Annotated in this window: 11 protein-coding genes; 3 read left to right on the forward strand and 8 right to left on the reverse strand. The window is 73.4% G+C overall.

Annotated elements, in window-relative coordinates; translation table 11 throughout:
• Nucleotides 1–66: 66 nt before the first annotated feature.
• From egtD to IE329_RS06365, 7 genes are all read right to left on the reverse strand, one after another.
• On the reverse strand, nt 67–1,038 hold the full coding sequence (gene egtD / locus IE329_RS06335; protein WP_190209796.1) for an L-histidine N(alpha)-methyltransferase: 972 nt from the start codon (nt 1,036–1,038) through the stop codon (nt 67–69).
• Nucleotides 1,039–1,200: 162 nt separating this feature from the next.
• Nucleotides 1,201–1,938, reverse strand: coding sequence for an ergothioneine biosynthesis protein EgtC (gene egtC, locus IE329_RS06340; RefSeq protein ID WP_190209797.1), 738 nt, complete (start codon nt 1,936–1,938; stop codon nt 1,201–1,203).
• Nucleotides 1,938–3,233 (reverse strand): ergothioneine biosynthesis protein EgtB, encoded by a 1,296-nt coding sequence (egtB, locus tag IE329_RS06345; protein ID WP_190209882.1) that lies wholly within the window; start codon nt 3,231–3,233, stop codon nt 1,938–1,940. Before egtB ends, egtC begins: the two co-directional genes overlap by 1 nt.
• Nucleotides 3,234–3,352: 119 nt before the next feature.
• On the reverse strand, nt 3,353–4,816 hold the full coding sequence (gene egtA, locus IE329_RS06350; protein ID WP_308438342.1) for an ergothioneine biosynthesis glutamate--cysteine ligase EgtA: 1,464 nt from the start codon (nt 4,814–4,816) through the stop codon (nt 3,353–3,355).
• Nucleotides 4,817–4,927: 111 nt separating this feature from the next.
• Nucleotides 4,928–6,136: an aminotransferase class I/II-fold pyridoxal phosphate-dependent enzyme gene (locus tag IE329_RS06355; RefSeq protein ID WP_190209798.1), complete on the reverse strand. Its 1,209-nt coding sequence runs from the start codon at nt 6,134–6,136 to the stop codon at nt 4,928–4,930.
• Between the two features lie 261 nt (nt 6,137–6,397).
• Nucleotides 6,398–6,793, reverse strand: a complete 396-nt coding sequence (locus IE329_RS06360) for a GNAT family N-acetyltransferase (protein ID WP_190209799.1) — start codon at nt 6,791–6,793, stop codon at nt 6,398–6,400.
• 67 nt (nt 6,794–6,860) lie between these two features.
• Nucleotides 6,861–7,316, reverse strand: coding sequence for an SRPBCC family protein (locus IE329_RS06365; protein WP_190209800.1), 456 nt, complete (start codon nt 7,314–7,316; stop codon nt 6,861–6,863).
• A gap of 616 nt (nt 7,317–7,932) precedes the next feature.
• On the opposite strand from IE329_RS06365, the gene IE329_RS06370 reads away from it, so the two are divergent.
• Nucleotides 7,933–10,266, forward strand: coding sequence for a glycoside hydrolase family 6 protein (locus IE329_RS06370; RefSeq protein WP_373311084.1), 2,334 nt, complete (start codon nt 7,933–7,935; stop codon nt 10,264–10,266).
• A 224-nt stretch (nt 10,267–10,490) separates the two neighbouring features.
• Here IE329_RS06370 and IE329_RS06375 read toward each other — a convergent pair whose 3' ends face one another.
• A complete protein-coding gene (locus IE329_RS06375) occupies nt 10,491–12,374 on the reverse strand; it encodes a glycoside hydrolase family 15 protein (protein ID WP_190209802.1) in 1,884 nt (627 codons plus the stop codon).
• A gap of 140 nt (nt 12,375–12,514) precedes the next feature.
• Between IE329_RS06375 and IE329_RS06380 the strand changes: the two genes are divergently transcribed.
• On the forward strand, nt 12,515–13,321 hold the full coding sequence (locus IE329_RS06380; RefSeq protein ID WP_190209803.1) for an SAM-dependent methyltransferase: 807 nt from the start codon (nt 12,515–12,517) through the stop codon (nt 13,319–13,321).
• The gene (locus IE329_RS06385; protein WP_190209804.1) at nt 13,318–15,420 is read left to right on the forward strand and encodes a putative bifunctional diguanylate cyclase/phosphodiesterase; all 2,103 of its coding nucleotides are present in this window, start codon (nt 13,318–13,320) and stop codon (nt 15,418–15,420) included. Before IE329_RS06380 ends, IE329_RS06385 begins: the two co-directional genes overlap by 4 nt.
• Nucleotides 15,421–15,626 lie beyond the last annotated feature (206 nt).

Raw genomic sequence — 15,626 nt, forward strand, 5'->3', positions numbered from 1 at the left:
AACAGCAAGCTCAAACTAGGAAGGACCCGGCATCCTTACATTCAGGTGTTGAACATATGACGCCGGTTACATCGGCTCGGCCAGTGAAAGCCCGAACCTGCCCGCCTCGTCTGTCCACCACCGGGAGAGCCGAAACCCGGCCGCCGCCAACTCGTCCGCGACCCGCTCCCGGCGGAACTTCGCCGACACCTCGGTGCGCAGCTCCTCGCCCGCCTCGAAGTGCACCGGCAGATCCAGCGCCGGGATCTTCACGGTCTGGGTGCGCAGCGAGCGCAGCCGCATCTCGATCCACTCCTGCTCGGCGTCCCAGAGCGCCACGTGCTCGAAGGCCGCCGGGTCGAAGTCGGCCGCCAGCTCACGGTTCAGCACGTTCAGCACGTTCTTGTTGAACTCCGCCGTCACTCCGGCCGAGTCGTCGTAGGCGGCGACCAGCACCGCCGGGTCCTTCACCAGGTCGGTGCCCAGCAGCAGGGAGTCGCCGTGGTCCACCATGCCGCGCAGGGTGGTCAGGAACTCCGCCCGCTCCGGCGGCAGCAGGTTCCCGAGCGTGCCCCCGAGGAAGGCCACCAGCCGGGGGCCGCCGTCCGGCGGCAGCCCGGGCCCGGCGGTGAAGTCGGAGAGCACCGCCCGCACCGTGAGCTCCGGGTACTCCTCGGCCAGGGCCTGCCCGGCGGCGGTCAGCGCGCTCTCGCTGACGTCCACCGGCACGTAGGTCTCCAGCGTGCCCAGCTCGTGCAGCGCGTCCAGCAGCAGGCGGGTCTTCTCCGAGGAGCCCGAGCCCAGCTCGACCAGCGTCCGGGCCTTGGAGGCGGCCGCGATCTCGCCCGCCCGCTCGGTCAGGATGGCCCGCTCGGCCCGGGTCGGGTAGTACTCGGGCAGCCGGGTGATCTCCTCGAAGAGGTCGCTGCCCCGGGCGTCGTAGAACCACTTCGGCGGCAGCCACTTGGGTTCGGAGGTCAGACCGTGCTGCACGTCGTGGCGCAGGGCCTGGCTGAAGTGGTCGGCGGGCAGCAGACGGGTGAGATCGAAGGGTTGCATGGTGGCTCGTCCTCTCGGGTCGGATGCGCGGGTGGGTGCGGTGGGGTGTTCGGGGTGCCTCGGGTGGAGTGGGGTGAGGTGGGGTGCGGTGAGGTGCCCGGGGTGCGTGCGACGGGTGATCCGTGGGCCCGGCCCGGGCCCACGGTCACAGCGGCCGTACGGTCACAGCGGGCGTACGGTCACGCCCTCCGTGGTCGCCAGCACCAGGGAGCGGTCCGGGACGGGCGCCCAGTCGGGGCCGTCGTCGCCGGGCTCCGAGGCGAGCAGCACGCCGTGCCCCGGGCGGCTGCGCCGGAACAGCGTGTCGCCGTAGGTGGTGGCGGCGATCGTGCGGCCGTCCGTCAGCAGCAGGTTCAGCCGGGCGTCCGTGCAGGCGGCGACGTCCCGCACGGTCGCGGCCAACGCCTCGCCGGGGCCCGCGCCGGCTCTCAGCCGGTGCAGCACCAGGGCCCAGACCAGGGCCGAGTCGCTGCGGGCCTCCAGGGAGAGCAGTTCGGCGGGCGGCAGCAGGGCGGCGACCGCGTCGAGCTTGTCCGGCCAGCCCTGTACGGCGCCGTTGTGGCTGAACAGCCAGCCGTCGGCCCCGAACGGCGCGGCCGCGGCTTCGCCGGCCGCACAGCCCTCGGTCGCGGAGCGGACGGCCGCCAGCACGGCACGGCTGCGCACCACCCGGGCCAGGTCGGCGAAGGACGGGTCGGCCCAGATCGGGCCGGCCCGGCGGTACCGGGCCGGCACCGGATCGCCGTCCGCGTACCAGCCGACCCCGAACCCGTCGACGTTCACCGTGCCGTACCGCTGCATCCTGGGCGCCCAGGACTGCCGGTGGAGCCCGAACGGCGGCTCGACGATCAGTTCGCCCAGGGCCACCGGTGCGCCCAGATAGGCCAGATGACGGCACATCAGCGCCGCTCCGGGTCGCGGGCGGTGCGGAACCCGGCGAAGATCTGCCGCCGGACCGGGTAGTCCCAGTTCCGGAACGTCCCCCGGCAGGCGACCGGGGCCACCGCGAAGCAGCCGCCGCGCAGCACCTTGTACTCCGGGCCGAAGAACACCTCCGAGTACTCCTTGTACGGCCAGGCCCGGAACCCCGGGTACGGCCGGAAGTCGCTCGCCGTCCACTCCCAGACGTCGCCCATCAACTGCCGTACGCCGTACGGGGACGCGCCGGCCGGGTAGCTGCCCACGGGGGCCGGGCGCAGGTGGCGCTGGCCGAGGTTGGCGTGCTCCGGCCCGGGGGCCTGGTCGCCCCAGGGGTAGCGGCGCGAGCGGCCGCTGACCGGGTCGTACCGGGCGGCCTTCTCCCACTCGGCCTCGGTGGGCAGCCGCCGTCCGGCCCACCGGGCGTACGCGTCCGCCTCGTACCAGCTGACGTGCAGCACGGGTTCGTCACCGGGGACGGGTTCGACGGCGCCGAACCGTCGGCGCAGCCACTGGCCGCCCTCCCGGCTCCAGAACAGCGGTGCGACCAGCCCGGCCCGGGTGCGGTGCTCCCAGCCCTCGGGGGTCCACCAGCGGGGTTCCTGGTAACCGCCGTCGGCGATGAACCGTTGGTAGGCGGCGTTGGAGACGGGCGTGGTGTCCAACAGGAAGTCGGCCAACTCCAGCTCATGGGAGGGGCGTTCGTTGTCCAGGGCCCAGAGCTCGGTGTCGGTGCCCATCCGGAACGGGCCGCCGGGGATGAGCACCTCGGCGGGCAGGGCGGCGGCGTCGGCCGGGGCCGGCGGGGGCGCCGGGGCGGTCAGCGCCACCGGGCCCTGCCGCAGCTGATGGGTGATCAGCATCGTTTCGTCGTGCTGCTGTTCGTGCTGGGCGACCATGCCGAAGGCGAAGCCGTCGGTCAGCAGCGGCGGGCCCTCCAGGGGGCTGCTCGCGAGCAGGTCCAGTACCCGTCCGCGGACCTCGTGCGCGTACGCCCGGGCCTCGTGCGGCGGGAGCAACGGCAGGCTGGGCCGCTCGGCCCGGGGGTGCTCGAAGGCGTCGTAGAGCGGGTCGATCTCCGGGTGCATCGGGTCCCGGCCGCCGACGTTGCGCAGCAGCCAGAGTTCCTCCTGGTTGCCGATGTGCGCGAGGTCCCACACCAGCGGCGACATCAACGGCGAGTGCTGGGCGGTGAGATCGGGCTCCTCGACGCAGTCGGTGAGGGCCGCGGTGCGGGCGCGGGCGGCGATCAGCTCGGTGGCGATCAGCTCCCGCAGGTCCTCGGTGCCGGGGGAGTCCTGGCCCGGAGTCCCGCCGTCGGACGCCCTGCCGACGCGAGTCCCGCCGTCGGCGGTCCTGGTGCCCGGCGTCCTGCTGCCGGGGTCGGTGTCGTGGTTCAGCACGGTGCGGCCTCCGGGGGTGAGAGTCGGGTGCCGGAGCGCAGGGCGTCCAGCTGGTCGTCCGCCGGGCAGCGGCCCCGGGCGGGGTAGCGCTCGACGAACTCGGCCATGGCGGTGCGCAGTCGGCCGGCTCCTTCGAGCCTGCCGAGCGCGGCGTCGGCGGCCGCGAAGCAGGCCAGCGCGGCGCGGCGCAACTGCGGGTCGCCGACCGCCTGGGTGGCCGCGCGCTGCCAGACCGGGCTCCGCGGCGGGGGCGTGCCGTCGACGGCGGCCAGCGGTTCGAGGGCGGCCAGGGCCGCGTCGGCGGCCACCGGGTCGTCGAACAGCGCGCCGGTCAGCGCGGCGGGCACCACCCAGCCGTCGCCGGGCTGCGCGTCGATCATCCGCAGTTCCAGGTGACCGCGCGGCCGGACCGGCGGGAAGAGCGTGGTGCGGTGGTAGTCCAGGTCGGCCCAGGTCGGCGGACGTTCGCCGCCGCCGCGCAGCCAGTCCCGGAAGGTCAGGCCGGCGGGCGCGGTCCAGGGCTGTCCGTCCGGCCGCCGGATGCACAGCACCTCGGCGTCCAGCACGTACGAGGCCCAGGCGGCCCGGGGATCCCCGCCGTCCGTCCCGGGCGCGAGGGTGCGGCTCGGGTCCATCCGGGACCACACGGTCTGCCGGGTGGACCGGTGACCGGTCGGCTTGCCGTCCAGCAGCGGCGAGTTGGCGAAGGCCGCGACCAGGACCGGGCCCAGCAGGTGGGCCAGCCGCCAGCGTTCGTGCAGCGCGTGCGGGCCCAGTTCGGAGCCGGCGTCCACGCAGACCTGGACGGAGGCGGTGCCGGTCATCATGATCCGGCCCCACGGGCCGCCCCGGTCGAAGAATCGTTCCATCGCCAGATAACGGGGATGTTCCAGGACCATCCGGCGGTCGCGGTCCAGGGGGTCGGTGCCGGTGCCGGTGAGCCGCAGGCCCTGCGCGGCGAAGGCGGACCGCAGGACGGCGAGGTCTCGCCGGGTCTCCTCGACGCATGAGCCGAGGCTGTCGGCGGGCGGGGAGCTGAGCTCGACCTGCCCACCGGGTTCCAGGGTGATCAACGACCCTGAGGGGAGTACCTGGCCGGGGTGTCCCTGGCCGTCGGGGTGACGCGGTAGCGATTCCAGGGCGGCGGCCACGCGTTCCGGTGTGACGGTCGCCTCGGGACATCGGTCGTCATGGACGAACCACTCCACCTCCACCCCGACCAGCCGGGGCGGACCGATCTTGAAACAGACGCCGGCCATATGGCTCTCGGCCGTCGACTCGGTCAGCGGGGTGACCGCCTGGGGGGCCTGGGTGTCCGGCCGGGAGCAGGAGCCCGCTCGGGACTGCGGAGCGGATCCGGCACGCTGCGCCGACGGCGGCCGCGCGGCCTGGGTGGCCTGCGGCGACTGCTCGGCGTCCGGCTGGACCGATGGGCGGTTCGGGCGAACAGGTATCACCGGACTCACCATCCTCGGGGTTCACGATTGCGGCCCGGTCTTCCTGCCCAGTCTGCTACGGGGCATGCGGATCCGCCGTGCAAAGTTCCGATGAACGGGTGTCCATGCAGGTCAGAGGGCACGCAGTCGGGCCTCCACGGTCTCCAGCAGGGGGGTCGGGAGGGCGTAGTTGAGACGTAGCCGCCCGTGCCCGGCCGGGCCGAAACCGGTGCCCTCGGAGAGTTCCAGCCCGCACCGGTCCAGCAGCGCGGCGCGCGCGCCCTCGGCGGGCAGACCGAGCTCGGCGGCGTCCAGCCAGAGCAGGTACGAGGACTGCGGGCGGGACACCACCGCGCTGCCGAGCACCCCGGTGAGCCGCTCCCGGGCCCCGACCAGGTGGCGCAGCAGGGCGTCCAGCCACGGACCGCCGTACCGCAGCGCCGCCCGTTGCACGGTCTGCTCCAGCAGGCCGCCCTCCCAGAGCCCGAACCCGGCCATCAGGCCGGTCAGCCTGCTGCGCAGGGCCGGATCGGGGACGAGGGCGAAGCAACTGGGGACCCCGGAGGTGTTGAAGGTCTTGCCCACCGAGTTGAGGGTGACGGTGTGCCGTGCCAGGTCGCCCGCCGCGACCACCGCCACCGGGTGCCGCAGGCCGTGGTCGGGGTGCAGGAGGTCGCCGTGCACCTCGTCGGAGAGCAGCACCCCGCCCGCCGGTCCGGCTCCGCCGGCCCCGGCCGTGGCCGCGCCGCCCTCGGCGGCGGCCTCGGCGAGGGCGCGGATCTCGGTATGGGTCCAGACCCGGCCGGAGGGGTTGTGCGGGTTGCTCAGCACGACGGCCCCCGGCCGCCGGCGGGCGAACTCCTCGGCCGGCAGCCGGTACCCGTCGCCCTCGACGGACAGCGCGATCTCCTGGTAGGGCAGGCCGGCCGCCGCGCAGATCTCGCCGAACCCGGCCCACTCGGGGGTGGGGATCAGCACCGGCCCGGCCGGCGCGATCGCCTCCAGGAGCAGCCGCAGCGCGGTGCGCGGACTGAACGGCAGCAGCAGCACCCAGTCCGGGTCGACCGCCACCCCGTGCCGGTCCCGGTACCACCGGGAGACGAGGTCGCGACCGCCCGGGTCGCAGAGGGTGTAGCCGTACGCGCGATGGGCCGCCCGGGCGGCCAGCGCCTCGGCGACGGCCGGCGGCCCGGGGAGGTCCATGTCGGCCAGGCCCATCGCGATCACCCCGCCCGGAGCCGCCCCGGCCCGGGCCCACTTGATGCTGCCGGTGCCGGTGCGGTCGAAGAGCCGGTCGAACTCCGCCCCGGGGCGCGGGTCGGCTGCGGGGTGCGGTTCCAACGCGGACCTCCGGGGCTGGGCGGGTACGGGCGGCTCGCTGTCACGCTAACGCGGGTGGGGGAGGGGCGGGAGTGACTTGCCGGGGTGCGGGGGCGGGCGGGTTTCGCTGGGCGTGGGCCGTCTGTTGTCAGCTGCTCTCTGTCATCTGAAATCTGACATCTGTCAGCCGTCAGCCGTCATCTGTCATCGGTCATCCGTCATCCCGCCCACCGGACCCTCTGCCGCCCCCGCCCACCGCCCGGCGTCACCGGCACCGCCGGTTCAGAGCCGCATCAGTCCGGCTGCCGTCGGGCGGAACCCGCAACGCGCGTAGAAGGCTTCGAGCTCGGGCTCGTAGTCGACGTGCAGCCAGTGCGCTCCGAGCGTCTGGGCCTCCTCCGCCGCCGCGCGCACCAGGCGTACGCCGAGTCCGGTGCGCCGCTCGTCGGGGTGGACCGTGGTGTCCAGCACGAAGGCGTGCGCCCCGCCGTCGCCGACCACGTTGACGTACCCGACCAGCCGCCCGGCCCGGTGCAGGGCGACCCAGGTCAGACTGCGTGCGAGCAGGGGTTCGAAGGCGGTCGTCCGGTGGTCGGGCCAGGCCGCCGTGAACAGTTCGTTGAGGGCCTCGTCCGTCAGGTCGGGCCGGACGGTGAGGACAAGATCGTCGTTGGTCATGCGCCCAGGCTTTCATCCGCCCGCGACCGCGGGCCGTCGGACCTCCGGGGCGTCCGGGCGGCAGCGGTCAGTGCCCGGCCACGGTAGCCAGGTGATCGCGCAGACCGCGTTCGCCGCCGCGCATCATGGCCGCGTGGTTGGCCAGGAAGACCGGCCGGGCGGGGACGGCGAGCAGGCGCAGCAGCGGCTTGCCCAGGCGGGCCTCCTCCTCGAACAGCACCTGGGTGCCCAGGGGTTGAGCGGTGACGGTCCAGCGTGACCAGCCGACCAGGTCACCCGTCATCCGGGCTTCCAGGACGCCGGCGGCCTCGTCCTGCCGGGCGGCGTGGACGGTGAAGACCAGCCGGTAGGGGAGCAGTGAGCGGACGACGAGTTCCCCGGCGTCGGCCGCCGTCCGCCGGACCGTACGGACCTGTGGCCACCAGCGGGGATATCCGGCGACGTCCGTCAGTACGGTCAGCACCGGGCCGGGTGGGGAGTCGAACTGCCAGGCGCTGCTGAGGCGGTAGGTGCTGAGATCCATCCGGTACCCCCTGAGTGGTGACGCCGGCCGCCCCGGCGCGCCGCGCGCCCGACGGGTGCCGGCCGCCGCCGTCCGGGCGGCTGCGCCGCGTGCGTCCCGGCCGTGCGTGCTCGACGACCTCTGCCTCCGCGGGCGACTCGTCGCGGTCCCGCCGATCGGCCGAACCCTCCTGCCCGGGCTACCCGTTCGGAGCGACCGGCAACCCGGCCCGAGCGCCGGGGCCGCCCGGGAGAGGGCCCCTGCGAGGCCCTCTCCCGGACACCTTCCGGCCCGGCTTCGGGCCGACTTCCCGTCCGGCTTCGGGCCCGATCCGCCCGACTTCGGGCTCGATCCCGGCCCGGTCCCGGGCTCCGGCCCCACCCGCCGCGGCCCCGTTCCGGCTCCGTTCCGGCCTCATGCCGGCCTCCTCCCGACCTCGTTCCGGCTCCGTTCCGGTCCCTTTCCGGCCCGGCTCCCGGGCGGCTTCCGCGCTGCTCGTGGGCCGTATGCCCGGGAGCGCTCCCACGATTGACACGTCAACGCGGGCTAGTGGAGGCGGGTTTGTCGAATCGTCGAAATCAGTCCTAGACCTTGACGGAGCAGTTGCCCCATGGCTTTATATGCCGTGAGGAACGGGATGCCCTCCGACTTCGCCCCCCGATGGTGGGAGCGCTCCCACTCATTTCCCCCTGGATCCCCCCCACCCGAAAGGATCCAAGAAGTGTCAGCACAGCTCCTTGCCCGGCTCAGAACCGCAGCTGTCGCCGTTGCGCTCAGCGCCACGGCCATCCTCCCGCTCGCCGCCGCGGCGCCGGCCCAGGCCGCGACCGCGAAGGTCGACAACCCGTATGTCGGCGCCGGGGTTTACGTGAACCCGGAGTGGTCCGCCCTCGCCGCCGCCGAGCCCGGTGGCAGCGCGGTCTCCAACCAGCCGACCGCGGTCTGGCTGGACCGGATCGCCGCCATCAACGGCAGCAGCACCTCGATGGGCCTGCGCGCCCACCTGAACGCCGCCGTGGCCCAGGCCGCCGGCAAGCCGTACGTCGTGCAGCTCGTCGTTTACGACCTGCCCGGCCGTGACTGTGCGGCCCTTGCCTCCAACGGTGAGCTCGGCCCGACCGACCTGCCGCGTTACAAGAGCGAGTTCATCGACCCGATCGCCGCGATCCTGGCCGACCCGGCCTACGCGAACCTGCGCATCGTGACCACGATCGAGATCGACTCGCTGCCGAACCTGATCACGAACGCGGGCGGCACCGCCACCGCGACCGCCAACTGCGACGTGATGAAGGCCAACGGCAACTACGTCAACGGTGTCGGCTACGCGCTGAACAAGCTCGGCGCGATCTCCAACGTCTACAACTACATCGACGCCGGTCACCACGGCTGGCTCGGCTGGGACTCCAACCTGCAGCCGACCATCGACCTGCTGAAGACCGCTGCCACCTCCTCCGGCAGCACCGTCGCCAACGTGCACGGCTTCATCGTCAACACCGCCAACTACTCGGCGCTGAAGGAGCCCTACTTCACGATCGACGACGTGGTCGGCGGCCAGTCGATCCGCGCCACCTCGAAGTGGGTCGACTGGAACCGCTACGTCGACGAGCAGTCCTACGCCGTCGCGTTCCGCCAGAAGGCCGCCGCGTCCGGCTTCGACAGCAACATCGGCATGCTGATCGACACCTCGCGCAACGGCTGGGGCGGTGCCAACCGTCCGACCGGCCCCGGCCCGACGACCAGCGGTGACGCCTACGTCAACGGTGGCCGCATCGACCGCCGCTTCCAGGCCGGCAACTGGTGCAACCAGTCCGGTGCGGGTCTCGGCGAGCGCCCGACGGCGGCCCCCACCGCCGGCATCGACGCCTACGTCTGGGTGAAGCCTCCGGGCGAGTCCGACGGTGCGTCCAAGGTCATCGCGAATGACCAGGGCAAGGGCTTCGACCGCATGTGCGACCCGACCTACACGGGCAACGCCCGCAACGGCAACCAGATGTCCGGCGCCCTGCCGGACGCGCCGCTGGCCGGTGCCTGGTTCTCCGCGCAGTTCCAGGAGCTCCTGAAGAACGCGTACCCGCCGGTCACCGGTGGCACCGGCGACACCGTCGCCCCGTCCGCGCCGTCCGCGCTGGTCTCGACCGGCACCACCTCGGCGAGCGTCTCGCTCTCCTGGGCGGCTTCGACCGACAACGTCGGCGTCACCGGCTACGACATCTACCGCGGTGCGACCAAGGTCGGCTCCTCCACCTCCACCACCTTCACCGACACCGGTCTGACCGCCTCGACGGCGTACAGCTACACGGTGAAGGCGAAGGACGCGGCGGGCAACGTCTCGGCCGCCTCCAACAGCGTGACCGCCACCACCACCGCGGTGACCGGCGACACCGTCGCCCCCACCGCGCCCTCGGCGCTGGTCTCGACCGGCACCACCTCGGCGAGCGTCTCGCTCTCCTGGGGTGCCTCGACCGACAACGTCGGCGTCACCGGCTACGACATCTACCGCGGCGCGACCAAGGTCGGCTCCTCCACCTCCACCAGCTACACCGACAGCGGCCTGACCGCCTCGACGGCGTACAGCTACACGGTGAAGGCGAAGGACGCGGCGGGCAACGTCTCGGCCGCCTCCAACAGCGTCACGGTCACCACCGCCTCGACCGGTGGCACGGGCAACCTGGGCTGCACCGCGACGTACACCGTCAGCAGTGACTGGGGCGCCGGCTTCAACGCCGACGTGACGGTCAAGAACACCGGCACCACCGCCACCAGCCATTGGAAGGTCACCTGGAACTTCGGTGGCAACCAGCAGATCACCAACCTCTGGAACGGCAACAAGACCCAGACCGGTGCCGCTGTCTCGGTGACCGACGCGGGCTACAACGGGGCGCTCGCCGCCGGTGCCACCGCGGGCTTCGGCTTCGGCGCCAGCTACTCCGGCAGCAACTCGGTGCCGACGCTCACCTGCACCGCGAGCTGACGAACCACACCGGCGGCCGGTCCCCGGCGCACCACTGGTGAACGACCGCCCAGCCTCCGGCCGGCCCCGAACCACGGGGCCGGCCGGACCTGTCTTCGCCGGACCTGACTCCACCGGGGAGACCGTGCCGCCGGGGAGCAGGTCAGGTCCGGGCAGGTCAGGCCCGGGCAGGCCGGGCCCGAGCAGGTCAGGCCCGGGCGGGGCCGGGCCCGGGCCCCGGCAGGTCAGGACCCGGGGGGCGGCTCGGCCAGCGTGAAGGCCGTGTTGACCAGCGCGACATGGGTGAACGCCTGCGGCATGTTGCCCAGTTGGCGGCTCTCCAGCGGGTCCCACTCCTCGGCGAGCAGGCCCAGGTCGTTGGCGATGGCCACCACCCGGGTGAACAACTCCTTCGCCTCGTCCCGGCGTCCGGTGGCGACCAGGGCGTCCGCCAGCCAGAACGAGCAGGCCAGGAAGGCGCCTTCGCCGCCGGGCAGCCCGTCCGCCCGGACCGGTCCCCCCGCCGGTCCCGGCCCGCCGGCCGCCGCCCGTACGGCCTCCGTCCGCCCGTCGCCCCGCGCCCGCCCGCCGGCCCGTCCGCCGGAACGGCCCTGCCGCACCCCGTTGTACCGCCGGACGAAGCCGCCGTGGTCGAGCCCGGCCCGGACGGCGTCCACCGTGCGGACCACCCGCGGGTCGTCCGGCGGCAGGAACCCGCTCTTCACCACGAACAGCGTGGCCGCGTCCAACTCCGTCCCGCCGTAGTGCTGGACGAAGGTGCCGCGACGCCGGTCGTACCCGTTGGCACAGACGTCGGCGTGGACGGCGTCCCGCATCGCGCGCCAGCGCTCGACGGGTGCGGGCAGCCCGGTGGCCTCGGCCAGCTTCACCGCGCGGTCGGCGGCGACCCAGGCCATCACCTTGGAATGGACGAAGTGGCGGCGGGCGCTGCGGAACTCCCAGAGGCCCTCGTCGGGCTCCTGCCAGTGGTGCTCCAGGTAGCCCATCAGGGCCCGCAGCAGCCCCCAGACGTGCCGTTCCATCGGGATGCCGGCCAGCAGCGCCAGATGAAGGGTGTCCACCACCTCCCCGTAGACGTCCAGTTGGAGCTGCGCGACGGCCGCGTTGCCGAACCGGACCGGCCGGGACTCCTCGTAGCCGGGCAGCCAGCCGGCCTCGGTCTCGGTGACCACCCGCTCGCCCGCGACGCCGTACATGGTCTGCAGGTCGCGCGGGTCGCCGGCGATGGCCCGCAGCAGCCACTGCCGCCAGGCCGCGGCCTCCTCGCGGAACCCGCCGCGCAGCAGCGCCGAGAGCGTCATGCTGGAGTCGCGCAGCCAGCAGAACCGGTAGTCCCAGTTGCGGGTGCCGCCGATCAGCTCGGGCAGCGCGGCGGTGGGCGCGGCGACGATGCCGCCGGTCGGCGCGTAGGCGAGGGCCTTGAGGGTGATCAGCGAACGCAGCACCGGATCGCGCCACTCGCCCCGGTACCGGAAGCTGCCGGCCCAGTCCTGCCAGCGCCCCAGGGTGGCGGCCAGCGCCTGGTCCGGGTCGGTGTTCGGGGTGCTCTGCAGGTGGGAGGGCTGCCAGGTGAGCAGGAAGGCGACCCGGCGCCCGGCGGTGACGGTGAAGTCGGAGACGGTGGTGCCGTCCGCGCCGTAGGTGTGCACCCCGGGTGGTACCCGTAACCAGGCGGAGTCGGGCCCCGCGACGGCCACCCGGTGGTGCCCGGTGCGGCGCACCCAGGGGTCGATCCGGCCGTAGTTGAAGCTCAGCCGCAGTTCGCCGCGCATCTCGACGCTGCCGGTGAGGCCCTCGACGATCCGGACCAGCCGGGGGACCTTGTCCCGCTGCGGCATGAAGTCGGTGACCCGGACGCTGCCGGTGGCGGTGTGCCACTCGGACTCCAGGACGAGGCTGTCGCCGCGGTACCTGCGCGCGTCGCACGGCCCGGCGCCGGCCGGGGCCAGCCGCCAACTGCCGTGGCGCTGTTCGCCGAGCAGCGCGGCGAAGCAACTGGGGGAGTCGAACCGGGGCAGGCAGAGCCAGTCGACCGATCCGTCCCGTCCGATCAGGGCGGCGGTCTGCAGGTCCCCGATCAGGGCGTAGTCCTCAATCCGTCCACTCATCGGTGCTATTATCCGGCCCTCCGCCTGCCCCGGCAGGCCGGGAGCCTCCGGTTGCACCCCTTCGGCGTGCGGAGGATGATCTTCTGTGCCTGTTGTCTCCTCCGAGCCGGATATAGCCGGGAAACTAAAGGGGTACCGCCATGCGGCGACCGGACTGGGTACCGGCTGGAACAGACCTGGACAAGCCCAACGCGGCCCGGGTCTACGACTACTACCTGGGCGGCTCGCACAACTTCGAGGTCGACCGCGAGATGGCGCGCAAGGCGATGGCCCTCTGGCCCGACCTTCCGATGATCATGCGGTCGAACCGGGCCTTCCTGCGCCGCGCGGTCCAGTTCGTGGCCGAGTCCGGCATCTCGCGCTTCCTGGACATCGGCTCCGGCATCCCGACCTTCGGCGCGGTGCACGAGGTGGCCAGGGCGATCCGCCCCGGCTCCGAGGTGGTCTACGTGGACCGCGACCCGGTGGCGGTCGCGCACAGCCGGCTGCTGCTGGAGCACGACCTGCTCAGCCACGTCGTCCAGGCCGACCTGCGCGAGCCGGAGGACATCCTGTCCCGGCCCGAGGTGCGGGAGCTGCTGGCCCCCGGTGAGCCGGTCGCGGTGCTGCTGGTCGCGGTGCTGCACTTCGTCACCGACGCGGAGGACCCGTGGCGTTCGGTGTCGGTGCTGCGGGACGCGCTCCCGTCCGGCAGCGCGCTGGTGCTCTCGCACGCCTCGCTGGAGGGCCGGCCCGACCAGGCGGAGGACCACCAGGCCCTGTACCGGATGACGCCCACTCCGCTGACGATGCGTACGCACGACCAGATCGCCTCGCTCTTCGAGGGCTTCGAGCTGGTCGATCCCGGGGTGGTGTACCTGCCGCAGTGGCACCCGGAGAACCCCGCCGCCGTCGGCGAGCACCCTGAGCGGATGACCGGCATGGCGGGTGTAGGGCTCCGGCCGTGAGCGCCGAGCCGGCGGAGGCGGAGGCGGCCCGGTTCCGCGACGACTGGGCCGGCCTGCTGGCGGCCGGGCACGGCGCGGCCGTGCACCCGGGCATCCTGCACCGCCTGGTCGCCCGCACCGCCGGCCTGCTGCACCGGGCCCGCCGCGAGGACCCGTTCGAGGTGCACTTCGCCGAGCAGGCGGGCGCGCTGCTGGTGGACGCCCACTTCACCGACCCGGCGGTGCTGGCGAGGGCGATCGCCCTGCTGCACCGCCAGCCGGACGGCAACGGGCGCGGCCCGGCGGTCTGCGGTGCCTTCGCGGCCGGCTGGGCGGCGGCGCTGCGCGAGCGCACGCTGCGTGAGCAGGAGGCGATCAGGACGGCCGCCGACAGCGCCCGCAAGGAGGCCGAGAAGGCGCTGCGGGCCTCCGAGGCCCGGTTCCGCGCGCTGTTCGAGAGCGCGGCGATCGGCATCGGCATCGGGGACACCGAGGGCAACATCCTGGCGGTCAACAAGGCCCTCCAGGAGATCTTCGGCGCCGGCCCGGAGGACCTCCAGGGCCACAAGGTCAACGAGCTGGTCCACCCGGAGGACACCCCGGGCGTGTGGGAGGCCTACGAGGACCTGGTCAGCGGCAAGCGCGAGTACCTGCAGTTCGACAAGCCGTACTACCGCCGCGACGGCGAGGTGGTGTGGACCCAGCTGACCGTCTCGCTGATCCGTGACGACGACGGCGCCCCGCAGTACCAGGTGGCGATGCTGGAGGACATCACCGACCGCTACCGCCTGCAGGAGCGGCTGCGCCACCAGGCGACCCACGACTCGCTCACCGGCCTGCCCAACCGGGCGGCCTTCTTCGAACGGCTGGAGAAGATCTTCGAGGAGCCGGAGCCGGGCGCCCGGTTCGGCCTCTGCTACGTGGACCTGGACGGCTTCAAGGTGGTCAACGACAGCCTCGGCCACGAGACCGGAGACCAGTTGCTGACCGCCGTCGCGGACCGGCTGAAGGCCGCGCTGACCCCGCTCGGGCACCTGGTGGCCCGGCTCGGCGGCGACGAGTTCGTGGTGCTGCTGGAGAACTGCCGCGGCGAGCAGGAGGCCGTCGCCGCGGCGAAGACGGTGCTCAACGCGTTGGACGGCCCGGTGCACATCGGCGACCACCGCCTCGCCGTCGGCGCCAGCGTCGGAGTGCTGGAGCGCCGGGTGGCCACCACCACCCCGGGCGCGGCCGTCCGGGCCGCGGACCTCACGCTCTACCGCGCCAAGGAGGCCGGGCGCGGACGCTGGACCCTCTTCGACCCGAAGGAGACCGCGCGGGCGGTGAGCCGCTACGCGGTGTCGGTGCGGATGCCGGCCGCGCTGGACCGGGGCGAGTTCTTCATCGACTACCAGCCGCTGCACGCGCTGGCCGACGGCTCGCTGGCCGCGGTCGAGGCGCTGGTGCGCTGGCGGCACCCGCAGCTGGGGGTGCTCGGCCCGGACGAGTTCGTGGCGACGGCCGAGGAGACCGGTCTGATCATGCCGCTCGGGCGCTGGGTGCTGGAGCAGGCGTGCGGTCAGGCGGCGGACTGGGAGCGGCGGTTCGGCGCCGCCGCGCCGCAGATGAACGTCAACCTGGCGGTCCGTCAGGCCCGCAACGCCGGCCTGGTGGGCGACGTCGGCCGGATCCTGCAGACCACCGGCCTGAATCCGAGCCGGCTGCAGCTGGAGATCACCGAGAGCACCGTGGTGGGGCCCGAGGACGAGGCGCTGAAAACGCTGCACAAGCTGGTCGACATGGGCGTCTCGCTGGCCATCGACGACTTCGGCACCGGCTGGTCCAACCTCGCCTACCTGCGCGACCTGCCGGTCTCCGGCCTGAAGATCGCCGGCTCCTTCGTGGGGGACCTGCACGACCCGCGCAAGGACGAGCCCACCGGGTGGCGGATCGTCAGCGGCCTGGTGTCCCTGGCGCACACGCTCGGCCTGACGGTCACGGCGGAAGGCGTGGAGACCCGCGGCGACGCCGACCGGCTGCGCGCGATCGGCTGCGACTGGGCGCAGGGCTGGCACTTCGGCCGGCCGGTGCGTCCGGCGGAGATCGCCCGCCGGATCGCCGAGGGCGGGCCGCCCAGGTAACCACCCGCGCCCCGTCCGGCCGGGCGCCGCGGACTCCGGACCAGGAGCCCGCGGCACCCGGAGTCCCGGTGCGGGCGCGCACGGCCGGGCGCGCATGGCCGGGCGGGCACGGCCGGGCGGGCACGGCCGGGGCTTCGCGGGGCCCGTTCGGAGCCCGTCAAGAAAATACGGACAAATGTGTTCAAAGCTCTTGACTTGCCCTCGGG

Source organism: Kitasatospora indigofera (assembly GCF_014655955.1).
GTDB classification, from domain to species: Bacteria; Actinomycetota; Actinomycetes; order Streptomycetales; family Streptomycetaceae; genus Kitasatospora; species Kitasatospora indigofera.